16 protein-coding genes and 2 pseudogenes are annotated in these 20,086 nt (G+C 57.5%); 12 read left to right on the top strand and 6 right to left on the bottom strand.

All coding sequences use genetic code 11. The features are described from left to right. Positions 1 to 93 precede the first annotated feature (93 nt). The 3 genes and pseudogenes from N005_RS22150 to N005_RS30030 all read left to right on the top strand — a co-directional run. Complete coding sequence (locus N005_RS22150; protein ID WP_047704103.1) at positions 94 to 2,490, top strand: efflux RND transporter permease subunit; 2,397 nt, start codon at positions 94 to 96, stop codon at positions 2,488 to 2,490. Positions 2,491 to 2,494: 4 nt separating this feature from the next. Then, a pseudogene (locus tag N005_RS30035) lies at positions 2,495 to 3,595 on the top strand (methyl-accepting chemotaxis protein); the annotation flags it as partial. Between the two features lie 261 nt (positions 3,596 to 3,856). Further along, positions 3,857 to 4,453 (top strand): annotated as a pseudogene (locus N005_RS30030) (methyl-accepting chemotaxis protein); the annotation flags it as partial. Between the two features lie 67 nt (positions 4,454 to 4,520). On the opposite strand, the gene N005_RS22140 reads toward N005_RS30030, so the two are convergent. Together N005_RS22140 and N005_RS22135 are read right to left on the bottom strand one after the other, a co-directional pair. Beyond that, on the bottom strand, positions 4,521 to 5,057 hold the full coding sequence (locus N005_RS22140; protein WP_047703131.1) for a PaaI family thioesterase: 537 nt from the start codon (positions 5,055 to 5,057) through the stop codon (positions 4,521 to 4,523). A gap of 54 nt (positions 5,058 to 5,111) precedes the next feature. Next, complete coding sequence (locus tag N005_RS22135) at positions 5,112 to 5,696, bottom strand: TetR/AcrR family transcriptional regulator (RefSeq protein ID WP_047703130.1); 585 nt, start codon at positions 5,694 to 5,696, stop codon at positions 5,112 to 5,114. A 141-nt stretch (positions 5,697 to 5,837) separates the two neighbouring features. On the opposite strand from N005_RS22135, the gene N005_RS22130 reads away from it, so the two are divergent. After that, entirely contained in the window at positions 5,838 to 6,731 is an 894-nt protein-coding gene (locus N005_RS22130) for an alpha/beta fold hydrolase (protein ID WP_052126446.1), read from the top strand. Further along, complete coding sequence (locus N005_RS22125) at positions 6,728 to 7,729, top strand: NADP-dependent oxidoreductase (RefSeq protein ID WP_047703129.1); 1,002 nt, start codon at positions 6,728 to 6,730, stop codon at positions 7,727 to 7,729. Before N005_RS22130 ends, N005_RS22125 begins: the two co-directional genes overlap by 4 nt. Before the next feature lie 751 nt (positions 7,730 to 8,480). Here the strand turns inward: N005_RS22125 and N005_RS22115 are convergent. Then, a complete protein-coding gene (locus N005_RS22115; RefSeq protein WP_230163795.1) occupies positions 8,481 to 8,891 on the bottom strand; it encodes a hypothetical protein in 411 nt (136 codons plus the stop codon). 326 nt (positions 8,892 to 9,217) lie between these two features. Between N005_RS22115 and N005_RS22110 the strand changes: the two genes are divergently transcribed. The 4 genes from N005_RS22110 (at position 9,218) to N005_RS22095 (ending at position 13,225) form a co-directional block, all read left to right on the top strand. Beyond that, positions 9,218 to 10,183 carry a threo-3-hydroxy-L-aspartate ammonia-lyase gene (locus N005_RS22110; RefSeq protein ID WP_047704100.1) on the top strand — a complete coding sequence of 322 codons (966 nt, stop codon included), beginning with the start codon at positions 9,218 to 9,220 and terminating at the stop codon, positions 10,181 to 10,183. Positions 10,184 to 10,324: 141 nt separating this feature from the next. Further along, positions 10,325 to 11,596: a dicarboxylate/amino acid:cation symporter gene (locus tag N005_RS22105; protein WP_052126445.1), complete on the top strand. Its 1,272-nt coding sequence runs from the start codon at positions 10,325 to 10,327 to the stop codon at positions 11,594 to 11,596. Between the two features lie 37 nt (positions 11,597 to 11,633). Next, positions 11,634 to 12,767 (top strand): asparaginase, encoded by a 1,134-nt coding sequence (locus N005_RS22100; RefSeq protein ID WP_144402711.1) that lies wholly within the window; start codon positions 11,634 to 11,636, stop codon positions 12,765 to 12,767. A gap of 71 nt (positions 12,768 to 12,838) precedes the next feature. Then, positions 12,839 to 13,225: a RidA family protein gene (locus N005_RS22095; protein ID WP_047703126.1), complete on the top strand. Its 387-nt coding sequence runs from the start codon at positions 12,839 to 12,841 to the stop codon at positions 13,223 to 13,225. Positions 13,226 to 13,263: 38 nt separating this feature from the next. Here the strand turns inward: N005_RS22095 and N005_RS22090 are convergent, their stop codons facing one another. Continuing rightward, positions 13,264 to 13,890 (bottom strand): helix-turn-helix transcriptional regulator, encoded by a 627-nt coding sequence (locus N005_RS22090; protein WP_047703125.1) that lies wholly within the window; start codon positions 13,888 to 13,890, stop codon positions 13,264 to 13,266. Between the two features lie 58 nt (positions 13,891 to 13,948). Further along, the gene (locus tag N005_RS22085; RefSeq protein ID WP_047703124.1) at positions 13,949 to 14,851 is read right to left on the bottom strand and encodes a LysR substrate-binding domain-containing protein; all 903 of its coding nucleotides are present in this window, start codon (positions 14,849 to 14,851) and stop codon (positions 13,949 to 13,951) included. 93 nt (positions 14,852 to 14,944) lie between these two features. On the opposite strand from N005_RS22085, the gene N005_RS22080 reads away from it, so the two are divergent. After that, positions 14,945 to 16,081 carry an alanine racemase gene (locus N005_RS22080; protein WP_197678624.1) on the top strand — a complete coding sequence of 379 codons (1,137 nt, stop codon included), beginning with the start codon at positions 14,945 to 14,947 and terminating at the stop codon, positions 16,079 to 16,081. 795 nt (positions 16,082 to 16,876) lie between these two features. Here N005_RS22080 and N005_RS22075 read toward each other — a convergent pair. After that, on the bottom strand, positions 16,877 to 17,347 hold the full coding sequence (locus N005_RS22075; RefSeq protein ID WP_047703123.1) for an Lrp/AsnC family transcriptional regulator: 471 nt from the start codon (positions 17,345 to 17,347) through the stop codon (positions 16,877 to 16,879). Between the two features lie 124 nt (positions 17,348 to 17,471). On the opposite strand from N005_RS22075, the gene N005_RS22070 reads away from it, so the two are divergent. Further along, a complete protein-coding gene (locus N005_RS22070) occupies positions 17,472 to 18,680 on the top strand; it encodes a methionine gamma-lyase (protein WP_047703122.1) in 1,209 nt (402 codons plus the stop codon). Positions 18,681 to 19,049: 369 nt separating this feature from the next. Beyond that, the gene (gene dapA / locus N005_RS22065; RefSeq protein WP_047703121.1) at positions 19,050 to 19,925 is read left to right on the top strand and encodes a 4-hydroxy-tetrahydrodipicolinate synthase; all 876 of its coding nucleotides are present in this window, start codon (positions 19,050 to 19,052) and stop codon (positions 19,923 to 19,925) included. Positions 19,926 to 20,086: the final 161 nt, after the last annotated feature.

Raw genomic sequence — 20,086 nt, 5'->3', positions numbered from 1 at the left:
CTACTGGCCAGAGCGCTATTTGCACAGCCCATGCGGCCGTATTTGGAGTCCGATGTGAACGACCATAATTCCTCCCTCGAACAGCAAGTGGTGATGGCCCGCCTGGAGGATTTCGATCCGCGTTCCGGCAACCTCGGCGAACGGGCGATTTTCAACCACCGGCCCTGGGTCATGCTGCTGTGCCTGCTGGTGACCCTGGTACTGGGTTACCAGGCCAGCAAGATCGGTCTCAACGCCAGTTTCGAGAAAACCATCCCGACGTCTCATCCCTATGTGGCCAACTTCCTTGAACAGCGCAGCGAACTCAGCGGCCTGGGCAACTCGATCCGCGTCGCCGTGGCGGTCAAGGAGGGCACTATTTTTGACAAGGATTACCTCGACACCCTTGCCAGACTCAACGACGAGATCTACCTGTTGCCCGGTGTCGACAAGCCTTACATGAAGTCCTTATGGACGCCGACCACCCGCTGGACCGCCGTGACCGAAGACGGCCTGGATGGCGGCACGGTGATTCCAGACAGCTACGACGGCTCGCCGGCCAGTCTGGAGGAGGTGCGGACCAACGTCGCCCGTTCCGGCGAGATCGGTCAATTGGTGGCCGGCAACTTCCAGTCCAGCGTGATCTTCGTGCCATTGCTGGAAATCAACCCGGCCACCGGCAAGGCGCTGGACGCCGGTGAGTTTTCCCGGCAACTGGAAGCCTTGCGCGACAAATACCAGAACGAGCGCATCCAGATCCACATCACCGGCTTCACCAAGATCATCGGCGACCTGATCGCCGGGCTGGGACAAGTCTTGCTGTTCTTCGCCGCCGCCGTGCTGGTGACCGTGGCAGTGCTCTATTGGTACACCCGCTGTGCCCGCAGCACGGCATTGGTGGTGCTTTGCTCCCTGGTGGCGGTGCTCTGGCAGATCGGCCTGCTCGCCACCCTTGGCTACGATCTGGACCCGTATTCGGCGTTGGTTCCGTTCCTGGTGTTTGCCATCGGCATGAGCCACGGCGCGCAGAAAATGAACGGGATCATGCAGGACATCGGTCGCGGCACGCACCGGGTCGTCGCGGCGCGCTACACCTTCCGCCGCCTGTTCGCCGCCGGCATGACCGCGCTGCTCTGCGATGCGGTGGGTTTCGCCGTGCTGATCGTGATCAAGATCCAGGTGATCCAGGACCTGGCGATCACCGCGAGTATTGGCGTCGCGGTGCTGATTTTCACCAACCTGATCCTGCTACCGATCCTGCTCAGCTACATCGGCGTCGGAGCCAAGGCCGCTGCCCGCAGCTTGCGCGCGGAAACCGCCGAGTTGAGCGCGAACACCAAGCATCCATTGTGGAGCTTTCTCGACCTGTTTACCCGGCGTTCCTGGGCCATTGCCGCTTGCCTGGTCGGCCTGGCGTTGGCGGCCGGCGGGTTTGCCGTCAGCCTGCACCTGAAGATCGGCGACCTGGATCCCGGCGCGCCGGAGCTGCGTCCAGACTCACGCTACAACCGTGATGCGGCGTTCATGACGCAGAACTACGCAGCCAGCTCGGACATTTTCGTGGTCATGGTGAAAACCCCGGAGGACCAGTGCACCCGCTATCCGACCCTGGCCGCAGTCGATTCGCTGGCCTGGCAGCTGGAGCAGTTGCCAGGTGTGGAATCCACCAACTCCATGGCCGCCATGAGTAAAGTTGCCGCCGCCGGTTACAACGAGGGCAACTTCAAGTGGTACGAGTTGATCCCCAACGACGGTGCCCTCGGCGCCGTACAGACTCGGGCACCGCGCGAGCTGTTCAACCAGGGTTGTTCGCTGCTTTCGCTCTACGTGTACCTGGCCGACCACAAGGCCGACACCCTGGAACGGGTGGTGCAGACCAGCGAAGCGTTCATCGCCCAACAGAAACTGCCGGAAGTGAAGTTCATGCTGGCTGCCGGCAGCGCCGGGATCGAGGCGGCGACCAACATCGTGGTGAAGAAGGCCATGCACGAGATGCTGTTCTGGGTCTACGGCGCGGTGATCCTGCTGTGCTGGGTGACCTTTCGTTCCTGGCGCGCGGTACTGGCGGCGGTGCTGCCGCTGGTACTCACTTCGATTCTGTGCGAAGCGCTGATGGTCGGTCTCGGTATGGGCGTCAAGGTGGCCACCTTGCCGGTGATCGCCCTCGGCGTAGGCATCGGTGTCGACTATGCACTCTACGTGCTGAGCATCATCCTGGCGCACATGCGTGCCGGTGCCTCGTTGTCCGAGGCGTATTACCGCGCCTTGCTGTTCACCGGCAAGGTGGTGCTGCTGACCGGCATTACCCTGGCCATCGCCGTAGCGACCTGGGCCTGGTCACCGATCAAGTTCCAGGCCGACATGGGCATCCTGCTGGCGTTCATGTTCCTGGTGAACATGCTCGGCGCCTTGATCCTGTTGCCGGCGCTGGCTTACTTCCTGTTGCCGCAGAGGTTGTTCGCAAAAAAGCCTGAGGCCTGCGGTGTGTTGCAGGCGGTCGAGGAGCGGTAGAAGCATGCTGAAGAAAACGGCCCGGCTGCTCGCCGACTGTTCGGTGGGGCAGAAGCTGCTGCTCGGTTTCGGCCTGGTGTCCTTGCTCGCGGTGGCCGCCATCGCCCAGGGCTTGTATGCCACTGCCAGCCTCCTGGAACACGGCCGGGAGGTTGGTGCCATGGTAGAGATCAATCGCCTCACGCTGCAGATGCGCAGTGCGGAGAAAGCCTACGCACTCGATCCCGCTCCTTCAGCAATGCGCCAGGTTCAGGAGCTGATCCAGGCGCTGGATGCTCAACTGCAGAAGGTGAAGACGGGCGCATCGAACGAGGATGGGCCGGTACTGACCGCCATGCAGCAATCCGTCGACGGCTATGAAGGTCAATTCGCACACTTCATCGATCATCGGCGCCTGGCGGTGGATGCATTGGGCCATATGCAGGAACAGGCGGAACAGGCCCGCTTGCAGTTCGAGGCTGTTGAATTGGATATGTACGACCAGGTTCGTGGCGTATTGAACAGCGGCCAGGCCTTGGAGGGCGATCCACTGAGCCTCGCGGAACAAGCCTCGGCGCTGCAGCGAAAACTGCTGGTCACCCGCAACCGGGAGTTACTCTATGTAGGGGAGGGCGCGGCAGAGACGCTCCAAGGCTGGACCGAGTCAGTGGACGAAATGAGTGACGCGCTGGAGCTGCTTCAAGGCCGGGTGGACGAGAACTCCGAAGAATCCCTGGCAGCGGCTCGGACGGCGCTGGTCGAATATCGCAAGGCATTCCAGCGCTATCGGGACAGTCGGGCACTGAGCAAGCAAACTGCCGAGCAGATGGACGCCCAGGCCCAGGCTGTGCTGACCCAGGTCGAGCAGGCAACAACCGAGAAGCAAGTGCAGATGGGCGAGCGGGGCCGTTCGATGATGCGTCTGCAGGCAGTGGGGGCACTGATTATCGTGGTCCTGGCGTTGTTGGCATCGCTGGTTATCCGCCATCTGATCGTCGCGCCTCTGCGCCAGGCGCTGCAGATTGCCCGGCGCATTGCCCAGGGCGATCTGAGTGAGGCGGCCGAAGTCATGACGATGCGCCGGGACGAGTTGGGCCAGTTGATGGTGGCAGTGGGAGAGATGACGACCAATCTGCGTCGACTGGTGGCGCGTATCGGGCTGAGCGTCGAGGGACTGGGGCAAACGACCCGGACCCTGAACACAGCCAGCGCGCAAAGTAGCGGGGCAGTACAACGCCAAAGGGTCGAGACAGAACACGCGGCCACGGCCATGCAGCAAATGAGCAGCACGGTCGCGCAAGTAGCGCAAAATGCCGAGCAGGCCTCCCAGGCCGCCGGCGAGGCCGACCACCAGGCGCGCAACGGCGAGCAGGTGGTGCAGATGGCAAGCCAGCAAATCCATCGTCTGGCAGCGGAAATGACTCTTTCCGAGCAGGCCATCGAGTCCTTGCAGCGTCAGGTCGAAACCATCGGCACGGTGGCCGACGTGATCGCTTCCATTGCCGAGCAAACCAACCTGCTGGCACTCAATGCAGCCATCGAAGCCGCTCGGGCGGGGGAGCAGGGCCGTGGCTTTGCCGTGGTTGCCGATGAGGTGCGGGCACTGGCGCGGCGAACCCAGGCCTCGACCCGCGAGATCGAGACGCTGATCGTCGGGCTGCAACGTCTTTCGCAGCAGAGCGTCGGGCAGATCCAGGGTTGCGCCCGCCTGATGATCGATACCGTGTCGCTGGCCGATCAAGTGAGCACAGCCTTGGGTGGCATCACCGGGGCGGTGTCACTGATCGAACAGATGAACCAGCAGAACGCAGCCAGCGCCGAGCAGCAGAGCATCGTCGCCGAGGAGGTCAGCCGCAACGTCATGCAGGTGCGCAATGAGGCCGAACATTGTGTCGGGGTGAATCAGCAAGTGGTCATGGCCAGTGCAGACCTGGCCGGGCTGGAACACGAGCTGCGGGAGGCTGTTGCCCAGTTTCGGACCTGAAGCACCGGCATGACGGGAAATGGCAAGCGTTCTGGCAGGTGAGAGGGTGCGGGATGACGATTCCTGTTCAGTCACCCGCGGAGTGGTCGAAGACCAGGCACGTCGTCGTCGCATGTGCATAGAGCTTTCCATCAGGGCCGACGATACGACCTTCGGCAGTCGCAACCTGGCGACCCGCGTGTATCACCTTGCCTTCCGCACGTACCATCGGCACCTGGCTGTTCAAGGCGCGCACCATGTTTACTTTCAGCTCCAACGTGGTGTAACCCTTTCCGGCCGGCAACGTCGAATGCACGGCGCAACCAACAGCCGAGTCAAGCAGCGTGGCGAACCATCCTCCGTGCACGGTGCCCAGTGGGTTGTAGTGGCGCCGGTGTGGACGCCCCTGGAAGACCGCGACTCCCGGCTCCATGTGTATAGGCACGAAGTCGAGCGTGTCACCGATCGGCGCCGGTGGCAGCTCGCCGGCAAAAATCGCTTCGAACATCTCCATTCCCGAGCGACCGAACACCTTTCCCTTGGGCTTCGCGTCCGGCGCACTCAAGCGTGCGCGTACACGGGCTTCGTCCGCTTCCCAACGAGCGATTACCTCATCGACTTCCATCGGTTACCCCTTTTTTCGTTATGGTTGTGTAGACAAACTGATGGAGCGCGGGCGCTAGCTCGTTGAGGTCGGGGAAGTGAGTGACTCAAGGAGTTCGTCACGACAGACCTTCAAGATTTCGTCCACCAACGGCGAGTCGTCCGGGCAGGCCCGTGACAACACAATCGCGCCGACTGCGCGGGCGAGTATGTCGATCGCCTTGGCTCGTGCTTTCTCGTGATCATCACCATCCAACGCATTGCTATCGCGCTCAATGCCTGTCAGCAGGCGCTCGATGCCGCTTGCGAAGATGGCCTTGATGGTGTCGGGCTGGCGCGAGGCGTCGCCCCCAAGTGCGGCCAAGGTGCAACCGTGGCTTCGCGCATCACGATGCCAGCGGGATACATAGGCCTTGAAGAATTCCGTGACATCGACGCCTTCGGATTTCGCCGCAGTCTGTGAAAAACCACATGCCGCCGCTTCCGCCATCAGGTCCGCCTTGGATCGGAAGTGCTTGTAGAACCCGCCATGGGTGAAGCCAGCCGCCGACATCAGCTCCGCCACGCCCACTCCATCGTATCCACGCTCACGGAACAGCGTCGAGGCTGTCTCGACGATGTGCGCCCGGTTTGCCTGAGCCTGCGCCTTGGTGACCTTCATTTCTTCGTGCCCTTGATGCGCGCCATGCGCCAATAGTCAGGTGCCAACTATACATTGATGTCGATCATCATCAAAGGTGTTGACTGTTTAGATTATGATGGTAATCATTAGGGCTCTTTCACTCTTTAAAGGACGTTGGCCATGAGCGACACGCACCTGACAGCATCGACACGCTTCATCGAAGTCGATGACAATCGATTCGCCTATCGTCGCTGGGGCAATGCTCAATCCTCCCAGCCTCCGGTGTTCTTCGTACCGCATTTCCGAGCCGGCCTGGATCACTGGGATCCGTTGTTGACTGACGGCCTGGCTGCGGGCCGTGAAGTCATCCTGTTCAACGGTCGCGGCATCGCCTCGTCCACCGGCACGCCTCGCAACCGCATCGAAGACATGGCGGACGACATCGCCCTGGCGATCCAGGCGCTCGGGCTGTTCCAGGTCGACCTGCTGGGGTTTTCGATCGGCGGGCTGCAGGTTCAGGAGGTGGCGCTGCGTCATCCGCAACGGGTACGCAAGCTGTTGCTGCTTGGTACGGGCCTGCGCGGCGGCGACCCCAGGATGGAGGAGGAGGTGCCCAAGGTCGCCGGCAACCCGGTACCGACCGTCGAGGACTTCCTCTATCTGTTCTTCGGTCGCTCGGAAGCGGCCAAGCAGGCGGGCCTGGCTTTCTGGGAGCGGCGTCACCAACGTGCCGATCAAGACCCGCCGAGTTCGTTGGCTGTCGCCCAGGCGCAGGCCGACGCCTTCGCCGCCTATCTCCAGCCGCTGCCGGGCGAGAACCCATACGCCTACTTGAACGCGATCAAGCAACCCACGCTGGTGCTCAACGGCATCAAGGACATCATGATCCCGACAATCAACTCCTGGCACCTGGCGCAGAACATTCCGAACGCTCAGTTACTGATTTATCCCGATGCCGGGCACGGTGCGCAGTTCCAGTATCCCGAACGCTTCCTCAAGCATGCCATTCAGTTCCTGGATGAGGTGCACGCCGAATCAGATCCAACTGGATTCAGGAATACTGCCTCATCATGAAAGCGTTCATCATCGATCGTTACGGGAAAAATGTCGCACTGCAGGGGGCGAATCTGCCGGAACCTGAGTTGGGCCAGGACGATGTGCTGGTCCAGATCCATGCAGCGGGTGTAAACCCTTTGGATCTGAAAATCAGGGGCGGTGAATTCAAGATGATCCTGCCTTACCGCATGCCGCTCATCCTGGGCAATGATTTCGCGGGGGTGGTGGTTCGGGTTGGATCACGAGTGCAAGGCTTCAAACCGGGCGACGAGGTCTATGCACGGCCCGACGACAATCGGATCGGCACCTTCGCTGAATTCATCGCGATCAAGGAAAGCTCTCTGGCACTCAAGCCAAAAGCACTCAGTATGGAAGACGCCGCTTCCATCCCTCTGGTCGCCTTGACGGCCTGGCAAGCTCTGGTCGAAAAAGCGAGCCTGAAAAAAGGTCAAAAGGTCCTCATTCATGCAGGCTCCGGCGGCGTGGGAACGGTTGCCATACAACTGGCCAAGTATTTGGGGGCTTATGTGGCGACCACTACGAGCACCGCGAACGTCGAGTGGGTGAAACGGCTTGGCGCCGACGCCGTGATCGACTACAAGAAGGACGATTTCGAGCAGGTCCTGCAAGGTTACGATCTGGTCTTGAATAGCCTGGGCACCGACACCCTCGAAAAGTCACTGCAGGTGCTGAAGCCTGGCGGACGATTGATTTCGATCTCCGGCCCTCCGGATGTCGACTTCGCGAAAAGCGCCGGATTATCTGGATTCCTGCAACTGGTCATGCGCCTATTGAGTTACGGCATCCGAAAAAAGGCCAAGCGCCGTGGGGTGATCTACTCATTCCTTTACATGCGAGCCAGCGGCGACCAATTGCGCCAGATCACCGCGCTTATCGATGCCGGTGTCATACGTCCAGTCGTGGACAGGGTTTTTCCATTCGAGTCGACCCAGGAAGCACTGGATTATGTTCAGACAGGTCGAGCTAAAGGCAAGGTCATCGTAAAGGTGAAGTAACGCACATCCTTCGTAGAACAACAGCCGTTCGCTGGCGCTCGACGCCATGGGAATGCACTGGGTACGGCATTGCTGGACTTGGACATACCCGGGGCCGTCGTAGCCTTCAAGGCTGTCGCTTGGCGTCGGTCGAGACAACGCTATTCAAGGTTTCCGCACCGGGTTCCTTGCTCGGCCCCCACGACCGCTCGCTGCGACATTTGAACTTCACGCCTTTACGGGGCGTGATGTCCCTGGCTTTCGCCATGCACAGCTCTTTAGTGAGATAAGTCGGCTCGGTTTTTCGCACATCCACGCAGCCTTCGTCGCCTCTGCAGAGGGTCATAACCATAACGTATACGGTCATCATCCTGATGTTGCTCCCATGGAAGCAGTGCAATTGATGTGTCCTGCATTAAGCCTGGGAAGGCTTAAGCGAGTAGCCGTGACAAGTGGATGATGAGCCTTCTTTTGAACCTCCAGCAACGGCGCATTGATGCCTTTCGTCGGGAAAACGTCACTTTCCCAAAAATCTATGATTGTGGCGAAATTAGCGCCATTATGTTGACGATTCTCCAGTGGCGAGTGGTTAAATGCTATGGAGCATTTATTGCGGATGCCTGGCAATCTCGCGACCGGATAACCACCTGTATCCGAAAGAAAAGACCAGGCAATCCGGGGCAGGGTAGAAGGGCTGAAGGAGCGTTGTCGCGAGCAGCCAGCGCTAGGCCTGTACGGCTAATTTGAGTATGCGAATCAGCCACACAGGCCACTAAGGCGCCTCAAAGTTTTCGTAAGCCAGGGAGATCGAATCGCTCCTTGGATAGCTCACATACACCATCTCGCCATAATTGCTGGCGACCAATACGTAGGGCCACTTGCCGTTGGCTTTGCGTAATTGCTCATACAAGGGAAGAAAGAAATCTTTGGTCTGACCCTGAGGGTCATACGGGACTTCACCCTGAAAGATCGGATAGCGCCCACCATTACACAACTGAACCCGCTCCAGCTTGATGCCGTTCTTCTCCAGCACGGTCCGCGCTGGATGCTGCCAGGTGTTGAGATCGACATCCTGGCAGTCGCTTGCATTTTGGGTGTAGAGCTCGGTGTCCTTGAGGGCCGGGTACGCTATGGCCTGGCTGGTCAGGAGGGATAAAGCCAGGGGTAAGAGACGCTGCATCATGATGATGATCCGAATAAAGGGGAAACGATTGTAAGTGCTTTTCAGCGAGTCCCAAGGCGTTCGCGTGTGGGTTGAATCTCAAGGGGGCGGCAGGCGCTCACCATTTTCGTCTCGATCAAACGCGTCGATCTTTACAAAATATCTAGAACTGGATAATGTGTCTAAAACCACTGCTGTTTTACCAGACCCATTAATAGGTCCAGGCTCGAAACATTGAAATTGCCGAGCAGTGCAGCGTCAACACCACCATGCGATCCGAGCGAATCCAGGGGGGGCCGTACGCGAAGCGTTCCATTGTCCATGGTCACTACATGAGGACTCACACCATGCAAATTATCCTGCCCACCTACAGCGATGTGGTCGACGCTTCGCAGCGACTCCAAGGCGTCGCGAATGTGACGCCGGTTCTGACGTCCCGTACTCTCAATGCGGAAGTCGGGGCTGATGTTTTCTTCAAATGCGAAAACTACCAACGAACCGGCTCTTTCAAGTTCAGGGGAGCTTACAACGCCCTGAGCAAGTTCAGCGAAGAGCAGAGAAAGGCTGGAGTTGTAGCGTTCTCTTCCGGGAACCACGCCCAAGGTATCGCGTTGGCAGCTTCGATTCTGAGCATCCCGGCCACTATCGTGATGCCAACTGATGCACCGTCTGCCAAAGTTGCGGCTACCAAGGGTTATGGAGCAGAGGTCGTCTTCTACGACCGCTACACGGAAGACCGCGAAGCCATTGGCCGGTCGCTTGCCGACCGGCATGGCATGACCCTGATCCCCTCATACGATCATCCGGATGTCTTGTCAGGCCAGGGTACCGCGGCCAAAGAATTGTTCGAGAGCGTTGGTAGGCTTGATGCGCTTTTCGTTGGCCTTGGCGGTGGCGGAATGCTTTCTGGGACAACATTGTCCACGCATGCGCTTTCACCTGGCTGCACGCTCATCGGTGTTGAGCCAGTGGCGGGGAATGACGGTCAGCGATCGTTCAGCTCTGGTGAGATCGTTCATATCGATACCCCGGATACCGTCGCTGACGGCGCCCAGACCCAGCATCTGGGTCACTACACCTTTCCGATCATTCTGCATGGTGTAAACCGAATCGAGACAGTGACTGATGAAGAACTCATCGACGCCATGAAGTTCTTCGCTCAGCGAATGAAAACCGTAGTCGAGCCTACAGGCTGTTTGGGATTGGCTGCTGTTCGTAAATTCAAGGACGAGCTGAAAGGTAAGCGGGTAGGGGTGATTATTACAGGCGGGAACATTGACATCGACAAGTTTGGTCGTTTGCTGCAAGCCTAAATAAATAAAGCCCTGATAGATAAGTTCATCAGGCGCAGTTTGCGCCTGATGGCGAAGCCTTGTCGAAAATCCAAAGATCACGTGTTTCTACCTAAACAAGAATAGCCATGTTGACATGGCTTCCAATAATAAGAGGTGCATATGAAAAGCCGCTTTCTTGTCAAAGCGATAGTGATCGCTATGGTGCTCGGTGTAGCACTGGGTGGCACGCTCCATAACCAGTTGGACCCATCCAGTGCAAAAGAAGTCTCCAACTACCTTAACTTGGTAACGGATGTCTTTCTTCGTCTGATCAAAATGGTCATCGCACCGCTTGTTCTCGCTACGCTGGTCACCGGTGTCGCCAGTATGTCGGGCAGCGGGTCGATTGGACGCGTAGGCTTCAAAGCCATTTCCTGGTTCATGGTTGCTTCACTCATCTCCCTGTCGATCGGGCTGATGTTTGCGAATTTCTTCCAGCCAGGCGCGGGGCTGAACCTAACCGTAGATGCCAATGCAGCGGTGAAAACCGGGTTGAACACGAGCGGTTTCAATCTGCCGACGTTCCTTTCGCACGTGTTCCCTCGCAGCATCATCGAAGCAATGGGAAGCAATGAAGTTCTGCAGATCGTTGTGTTCTCCCTGTTCTTCGGCTGCGCGCTGTCATTCGTGAAAGGTAACGGCAAGTCGCTGATCCTTGAGGTACTGGATGAGCTGGCTAACGTCATGTTCAAGGTCACTGACTACATCATGTACCTGGCGCCTTTCGCAGTATTTGCGGCAATCGCTTCTACGATCACTTTGCATGGCTTGGAGATGGTGGTGGCCTTCGGAAAAATGGTCGCACAGTATTTCCTGGGCCTGGGGCTGCTCTGGTTCCTGATCACGCTGGCGGGGTATCTGGCTTTGGGCCAGCGTATCAAGCCGCTATTGTCCCACTTGCGCGAGCCAATCCTGATTGCTTTCTCTACGGCGAGCAGCGAAGCCGCTTACCCGAAGGCGATTGCAGCACTCGACAAATTCGGGTCGAACAAGCGCATAAACAGTTTCGTCCTACCTCTTGGTTACTCGTTCAACCTCGATGGTTCGATGATGTATCAAGCGTTCATCGTGATGTTCATTGCTCAGGCCTACAACATCGAGATGACGTTTGCCCACCAAGTCATGGTGCTGCTGACGCTGCTGGTGATCAGCAAGGGCACTGCAGGTGTTGCTCGTGGCTCCCTCGTTGTTTTGGCTGCAGGTCTGCCAATGATCGGCCTGCCTGAAGCAGGACTGCTGTTGATTCTGGCCGTCGACCCGATCCTGGACATGGGCCGTACGGCCACCAACGTTTTTGGCTGCGGCGTCGCGACTGCGGTAATTGGCCGGCACGGCAACGAGGTTGAAGAGTCGTCTATCAACCGCCCGGAAGCGTCGCCGCAAACGGCTTGACGCAACCATCACTTAATAAAAACAAGAGATGCACATCATGCCTATCCATTTCCCGTGCTTCAATCTTCGCCAATCGCTCCCTAAAAAGCTCTGCGTTGCAGCCGTCGCGACGCTTTTGGCGGGCGTCGTTGTTGGAGCCCCAGTCAGTGCCCAAGAGAAACCTATGAGCGCCACTACTCAGCAATCCGCACTTTCCCACGTTCTGCTTCTGGCCACTGGTGGCACGATTGCGGGTTCGGCCGACAATCGCGGAAGCGGTGCTTACAATGCTGGCGCCATCGGGGCGCAGCAGTTGGTTTCATCCGTAACCGGCCTGGGCGACCTGGCATCGATCTCGGCGGAGCAGATTGCTTCTATCGGGTCGCAGGATATGAGCGATGAGATCTGGTTCAAGCTGGCCCACCGTATCCAGCAAGCCTTCGATAAAAATGAGGCTGATTCGGTGGTCATCACTCATGGTACTGACACGATGGAGGAGACTGCTTTCTTTCTGAGCCTGGTACTGAAAACCGACAAGCCGGTAGTGCTGGTGGGTTCCATGCGTCCAGCGACCGCCTTGGGGGCTGATGGCCCCGCCAACATCTACCAGGCAGTGCAGGTCGCCACTGACAAGCAGTCCAAAGCCCGCGGCGTGATGGTCGTTATGAACGATCAGATCGACAGTGCCCGCGGGGTAACGAAGTCTCACAGCACCAGCGTACAGACTATGCAGTCCCCCAACATCGGCTCTCAAGGCTACGTCGATCTCGGGCAGGTGCGATTTGTTAAGCCACCACTGCCGGCTCAAACCCTTTCCCTACCCGAAGCAGCACCGCTGCCTCGCGTAGAAATCGTCTATAGCCATAGCAACATGGATGCACTCCAAATCGAACATGCTATTGCCGACAAGGCGAAGGGCATCGTTCTGGCAGGCATGGGCGACGGCAATACCTCCAAGACAGCACTGTCTGCACTGGAGAAGGCTGCCGCTCAAGGGATCGTGGTGGTTCGATCGACCCGCGTCGGCAAGGGGTACGTAAACCGCAATGTTGAAGTAGACGACTCCAAGAGCGGTTTTATTGCCTCGATGGATCTCAACCCGCAAAAGGCTCGAATCCTGACGCAGTTGCTCATTGCGAATGGCATTACCAATCCGGAAAAGGTCCAGGAAGCATTCTTGAACGGACATTGATCCCGTACAAGGTCCCACCCAAACCGACGCCTCGGCAATGCCGAGGCCCGGCTCACCGTAAAAGGTTTCCCATGAAGATTATCGGCACTACCGCAGCTTCGACCCCGGCAGGGCACTACTCCCAAGGTGTGATTCATCAAGGCTCGCTCTACATCTCGGGACAGCTTCCAGTCAGTCCCGATGGAACCCACAATATTCAGGCGTGCTTCTCTGAGCAGACTCAGCTGGCCTTGAACAATGTGCTGGCCATTCTGGACGCTGCGGGGTGCACCACCGCTGATCTGGTCAAGGTCACCGTCTATGTAGCGGGTGTGAAGCATTGGCCAGCGTTTGACAAGATCTACGCCGAAACAATGGGTAATCACCGCCCCGCACGCGCCGTTGTACCTGTGCCTGAGCTGCACCATGGCTACCTGGTTGAGATTGAAGCCGTTGCTCGCGTGTCGACAGCTGGTTGAGGCCGCTTCAGTGCGTCTTTATCGCTAACTAGCGCCTGTCATCTGGTGTCGGTGTAGACAGTGGCTCTGGATACACCCAGATGAGAGGCTACCGTTTCCATTGCTTTCCTGATCTCAAGCAGCCCTGCCTCTTTCAGCTCCCGCAACAAGATCCTCCGGTCAGCAGCCTTCAGAGCCCGCGGCGTTGTGGCAAGGCGCGCGGCGAACTGGTCGATCCTGGCCCGGATAGTATCGGCGCCGTTGCTCTCCAATGTTTCTTGCTGACGATCGACGCTGAAGCTGCCAAATTGATCCAGCATCCCCTGGAGGCCACGGAACAATGAGAGGTCGATATTCATGCACAGCGCCGCGACGTATTGACCGGACGCATCCTTGATGCCAATCGAAGTACTTTTTACCTGTCGGCCATCTTTGAACTGGTTTGGGTAGTTGGCAATGATCTGCGGGTATGCCGGATCAGCAATCCTGGCCAGCCCTAACTCGGTAGCCGGGTCCCCCACATCCCGCCCAGAGAGATTGTTGTGTATGGCCAGAATCGCATGATCCGGATCGCGCAGATCGTGCAGAACGACCTCGCAAAAAGGACTGAAGGTCTGGCTGAGACCTTCGGCTATCTGCTCCATTTGGCTAATGAGAGCTTCTTGTTCGGGGGTAGTTTTTTTCATGGTTCGAAAGTATCCAGCCTATGAACGCAGTGTCAATCGAGCTCTGTCTGACGCCGATTTAAACCGATTCCGGGATTGATGACTTGAAAGAGGCGCTCAGGAAGGTGCTCAGCATATGAACCTTTCGGGATCGATTTTTTCGCGTTGGGATAAGGAGCAGGATAGGGGCGGCATCGAACCGCCAATCAGGCAGTACGCGCACTAATGTTCCATTTGCAACCGACTCCGCAACGTCCCACTGGGATCGCAACACCAGCCCCAGGTCGTTCTCCGCCCACCTGCGCGCAACTCCGCCGTCATTTGTGGTCATCGCTGGGGTAATTCGAACCGACGCTGTTTGCGAGTTTTTGTGCAGACTCCAAAACGTTGCATGCTCATTGTTTTCGCGAATGCAAATACAGCGATGGGAAGCCAACTCATCCGGCGTCCCAGGCGTCCCGTGCTTCTGCAGATATGACGGGGTGGCGCACAACCAGCGTTCGTTGGTTGCCAGCGCCAGGGCCGTCCAGGAACTATCGGAAATCGGGCCGATATGAATGACGGCATCACTATTATCGCGATCCGGCCACGGCGTTTCCTTCAGATCAAGCTCGATCTTCAGTTTGGGATGGAGCTTTGCAAATCGAGCCAGCATTGGCGCCAGACGTAAGCGGCCAAATCCGAACGGCGCCGCAAGACGTAGCACACCTTGGAGTTGCTGATCATCTGCGATCATCGACTCCGAGAGTTCCTCCAAGGACTGCAGTAGACGCTTGCCTTCTTCAGCCAGTCGCTCCCCATCTTCGGTTAATGCCAGGCGCCTGGAGTCGCGACTCGCGAGCTTTAATCCCAGCTCGCTCTCAAGCTTTCGCAACCTCATGGAAAGAGCCGCGGTGGTGACACGTAACCGTCTGGCCGCCTCGCTTAGGGAGCCAGAGGCGGAAATCGTGGTGACAAGCTCTAGGTCGGCGGAGGTAAGCATTAAGAAATTCTTAACTTTGGATTAAGTGACCGTCAACCAAAAATATAATCTTCTCAGTACAGTTGCAATGACAAACAGATAGAGGTTTTCCCCGTGACTACTCGTATAGATTCCTTGGATACACCGATAGCCGTTGTTGACGTCGCTAAAATGAAAAGCAACATTGGCAGTATGCAGCGCCAGGCCGATAGTCTCGGAGTTCGACTGCGGCCCCATGTGAAAACCACAAAATGCATGCAAGTCGTGGAGGAGCAAATTCGCGCAGGTGCGAAGGGAATCACCGTATCGACGCTCAAGGAAGCGCAGGCTTTTTTCGCCCAGGGGGTAACCGACATACTGTATGCGGTCGCTATGGCGCCAACCAAACTGCCTCAGGCGCTTGAGTTGCGCCGGGCGGGCTGTGCTTTGATTATCGTCACTGACAGCGTTGCCGGTGCTAAGGCCATCGTTGAGTTCGGCCGAGCCAATGAGCACGGGTTTGAAGTATTCATTGAAATCGACAGCGATCATCACCGCTCTGGCGTCCGCAGCAATGATCCTATCCTGGTTGAAATCGCTTCGATTTTGCATCAGGGCGGCGCTGTTCTCAAAGGCGTCATGACCCATGCTGGAGAAAGCTACAAACTGAATACCCTGGACGCCCTGCAGGAAATTGCGGAGCTCGAGCGCTCTGAATGCGTGAAAGCTGCTGAGGCCATTCGCCACGCAGGCCTGCCTTGCCCTGAGGTCAGCGTTGGCTCTACGCCTACGGCGCTGTCAGCCGTTCAGCTGGAAGGCGTCACGGAGCTCCGCGCAGGGGTTTATGTCTTCTTCGATTTGGTCATGCATAACGTGGGTGTATGCACGCTGGACAATCTGGCCTTGAGCGTGCTGACCACCGTAATAGGTCATCAACCGGAGAAGGGCTGGATCATCACCGACTCCGGCTGGATGGCCATGAGCCGTGATCGGGGCACGCAGGCCCAACAACGCGATTACGGTTACGGGGTGGTGTGCGATGAGAATGGATCGCTGATCGATGGCCTGTTGCTGCGTTCGGCTAACCAGGAGCACGGAGTGGCGTCCTTTGAGGAGAGTACGATTGTAGATGTCGAGCAACTCTATCCCATCGGTACGCGCCTTCGTGTCCTGCCAAACCATGCCTGTGCGACTGGTGCTCAGTATCAAGCCTATGAGGCGCTCAAGGAGAACGGCGAGATCGAGCATTGGCCACGAGTCAATGGCTGGTAGTGACCAGTGTCAGCGAGATCCTTTAAAAATGGGGAAGGGTGGGTGAGGTTCGCTTCAGCAACCGAAAATCAAGGGGCGAAGCTAGCTATAGCTCTATCCGCAAAGACATTGAAGGTGTCGCCAAAAAGCTCAGAATACCGCCGCAGATCTACCGCTATTTGGGCGATGCATTGGCTATCCGCCGGATGAGCGACTATCAGCCAAGGTCAAGACGAAACTGCCCAGCGTGTAATTAACGGGCTGCGAAGCGTCTCGAGCCTGCATGGTCACGAGCAACTCGTCGAGGTGCCGAAGGAGATGGTTTTTGGCCTGCGCTGATACTTTAATCTGATGCACGCCTGCGAAGGCATGCCCATCGGCATCTGGACCTTTGCGCAGCTTCAACCGGTCAGGATAAGAACCAGCCGGATTGGGTAATGAGCCCAGGTGCACGGTTAGCGCTGTGCGTTAATCAAGTGGTCTCAAGCCCTTGATTCGTGTGGGGCGAATTTTCAAATGGAGAAAAGCGCACTTGATGTGTACGTGGTTTGATCGTCGCTCATGGCAGCAGGCATTTGGTAATATATTGTTACGCATAATGTATATTATGTTAAATTAAATATGTGCATGCGTTTATTGCGATAGCTGCTACACCCCAGTGCACGGAAATTGCTTCAGTCGCGAAATCACCGGAAACGACCTCTGTGCCCTCCTATTAATCTGTGTACCCTGAACCATGGCAGACCGCTAGCCACTATGGCATTGGCGCAAAAGAGATGGCCATTGCCGGACAAACATCAAAAGGTAATACCGCGCTCAGCCCAGCACCGGGATCACTCGCGAGGGTTTGACCGATTTGAACGAAAAACTTGAATAAATCTCTTTGACCGCCGGCAAGGTTTGCAGCACCTCTCGCGCAAACTCGCCGAAAGACTCCAGGTCTTTGGCCACCACTTCCAGTAGAAAATCGTAGCGTCCGGAAACGTTGTGACAGGCGACGATCTCCGGGATTTCCAATAGGCGCTGTTCGAAGGATCGAGCCATTTCCTGACTGTGGGACTCCATCATCACGCTAACAAATGCGGTGACGCCGTAGCCGAGTGCCTTGGGCGAAAGAATCGCCTGGTAGCCGGTAATCACTGCGTTCTCTTCAAGAATTTTCACCCGTCGCCAACACGGCGAAGTGGTCAGCGCCACATGTTCGGCCAGCTCGGCGATGGTCAGCCGGGCGTTGCTTTGCAGGGCCGCGAGTAAGGCCTTGTCGGTACGATCCAGCTCGCCGGGCATGTCTTGCCTCCAAATTGTGTTTTCCGGAGCCTTTATTCCAATTTATGGGTTATTTCTGGGTCAATTTGGAATTTTTCTTGTTGAAATTGAGCATAGCATTGTAGGAAATACAGGAGCGTCCAACATGAACAATAAAAACAATGAACTGGGCTTTTCCACCCGCGCCATCCATCACGGCTATAAGCCGCTGGACAACAACGGCGCACTGATCCCGCCGATCTACCTGACCTCCACGTTCGCCTTCCCTACCGCCGAGTACGGCGCCGGTTGTTTCGCTGGCGAAGAATCCGGGCATTTTTACACGCGGATCTCCAACCCCACATTGGCTCTGTTGGAATCACGCATGGCGGCTTTGGAAAACGGCGAGGCGGCGGTGGCCTTCAGCTCCGGCATGGGAGCCATTGCCGCGACCTTTTGGACCCTGCTGCGCCCCGGTGACGAGATCATTCTCAACCGTACGTTGTACGGTTGCACCTTCGCTCTGCTGCACCACGGTATCGGCGAGTTTGGCGTCAAGGTGCGCCATGTTGACATGTCCAACCTGGCCGAACTGCGCGATGCCATCAGTCCTTCGACGCGCATGATCTATTTCGAATCCCCGGCCAATCCGAACATGCAGTTGGTCGACATCTGCGCGGTGGCTAAGATTGCCCACCATCATCGGAACGTCACCTTGGTGGTCGATAACACCTACTGCACTCCATACCTGCAACGCCCCTTGGAAATGGGTGCGGATGTAGTGGTGCATTCGGCCACCAAGTACCTCAGTGGCCATGGCGATATCACGGCCGGCATCGTGGTTACCAGTCATCCACTGGCGGACCGCATTCGCCTGCAAGGCCTCAAGGACCTGACCGGTGCGGTAATGTCGCCTCAGGACGCTTTCCTGCTGATGCGCGGGCTCAAGACCCTGTCACTGCGCATGGAACGCCATTGTAGCAACGCCCAGGTGATCGCCGAGTATTTACACGCGCACCCGGCCGTCGAATGGGTCACTTACCCCGGCCTGCCCTCCTTTGCCCAGTACGACCTGGCGTCGAGGCAAATGAAGTTACCCGGGGGCATGATCGCCTTCGAACTCAAGGGCGGCCTGACCACCGGCCGGCGTTTCATGAACGCACTGGAGTTGTTCGCCCGCGCGGTCAGCCTGGGAGACGCCGAGTCCCTGGCCCAGCATCCAGCCAGCATGACCCATTCCACCTACACGCCTGAAGAGCGTGCGCACCACGGGATTTCCGAGGGGTTGGTGCGTTTGTCGGTGGGCCTTGAAGACATCGCGGACCTGCTGGCCGACATCACCCAAGCGCTGGATGCCTGTGCTCAAGGAGGTTGAACATGTCCACCGCTTATCCCTCGTGGATTGCCGCGCCGTTGAGCATGACGCCCAACCGAACTGCGTGATCATTTTTCCGCCGCATAGTTGACCAAGGCACCGCACCCTGTGCACTATCGGGCAGTTCCTCTTCGCAACGGATCAACCATGATTCTCACCACTGACCACATGCTGTCTGCCAAGGGCCTCTGCGCCCAGGCATGCGCGTGCGTGTCCGTTGCCAAGAAATCCAAGAAACAGCCGCTCATTTGACCGGGGCGCTGTCCCGTCAGATGAGCTGACAGGACAGATAGCGCCAGGCCCTCCTCCCCGCTTGATTCCCATCCCCTCCTCTGACGTCGACTAATCGGTCTGCCTGAGGAGTAATGCATGTCTAATTTTCGCGGTATCTGGATTGCACTGGCCACGCCCTTTCATTCGGGACACGTCGACTTCGACGCGCTCGAAAGCTTGGTGAAAACCCTCCTTTCTGAAAGCGTGAGGGGGCTGCTCGTATGCGGCACCACTGGCGAAGCCGCAGCGATGAACAAGGATGAACAGCTCGAGGTACTGGATGCCGTTCTGCAGATCGCTCGACCTGACCAGGTGATCATGGGGTTGTCGGCCAACAACCTGCAGGAAGCCCTGGCATTCCAGCAAAAGATCCAGAGCCGTGACATCGCCGGCATTCTGGTTCCAGCGCCCTACTACATCCGGCCTTCGCAGCAAGGCATCGAGTCATTTTTCCAAACAGTCGCTGATGCCTCATCTGTCCCGGTAGTCCTTTACGACATTCCCTACCGAACAGGCGTGAGGATCGAACGAGAGACGCTGAGAAGAATCGTGCGTCATCCCAAAATCGCGGCGGTCAAGGACTGCGGTGGTGATGTCGAAACCACCATGGCCCTGATCAAGGACGGCAATGCAGAAATTCTGACCGGCGAGGATATCCAGATCTTCACAAACCTCGCCCTGGGCGGAGCCGGCGCCATTTCAGCCTCGGCCCACATTCGTCCAAATCTGTATGTCCAGATGATGCAGGAGATGGATAGAGGCGATGTCATATGCGCCCGGGCTACATTTTACCGCCTGCTGCCTTGGATAAAGATGGCGTTCGCTGAGCCTAACCCGGCTGTCATCAAAGCAGCTCTGAGCATCAATGGCCTGATCAGCAACGAGCTTCGTGAGCCCATGCAAACCTGCTCATCGACGACGATGGAGCGACTCAGATCTGTGCTTTCAGGTTTGACCCGCCAAAGCGCATAGCTCGGGCGGCGATCTCAGGGGTGTGGTGCTACGCCCAAGAACCACCACACCCTAAACGTCGTTTCGACGAGATCTTCGTAATCGGGCAGTCGAAGTTTCTATCGCATAAGTGACAGCCGGCGTAATCAGGCAAGGCGGAGTCGCCGTTCCTTTACCTTGGA

Origin of the sequence: Pseudomonas mediterranea CFBP 5447 (assembly GCF_000774145.1) — a bacterium.
GTDB classification, from domain to species: Bacteria; Pseudomonadota; Gammaproteobacteria; order Pseudomonadales; family Pseudomonadaceae; genus Aquipseudomonas; species Aquipseudomonas mediterranea.
Note: the sequence above shows the minus strand (reverse complement) of the source record. Positions and strands in the feature narration are given on the sequence as shown.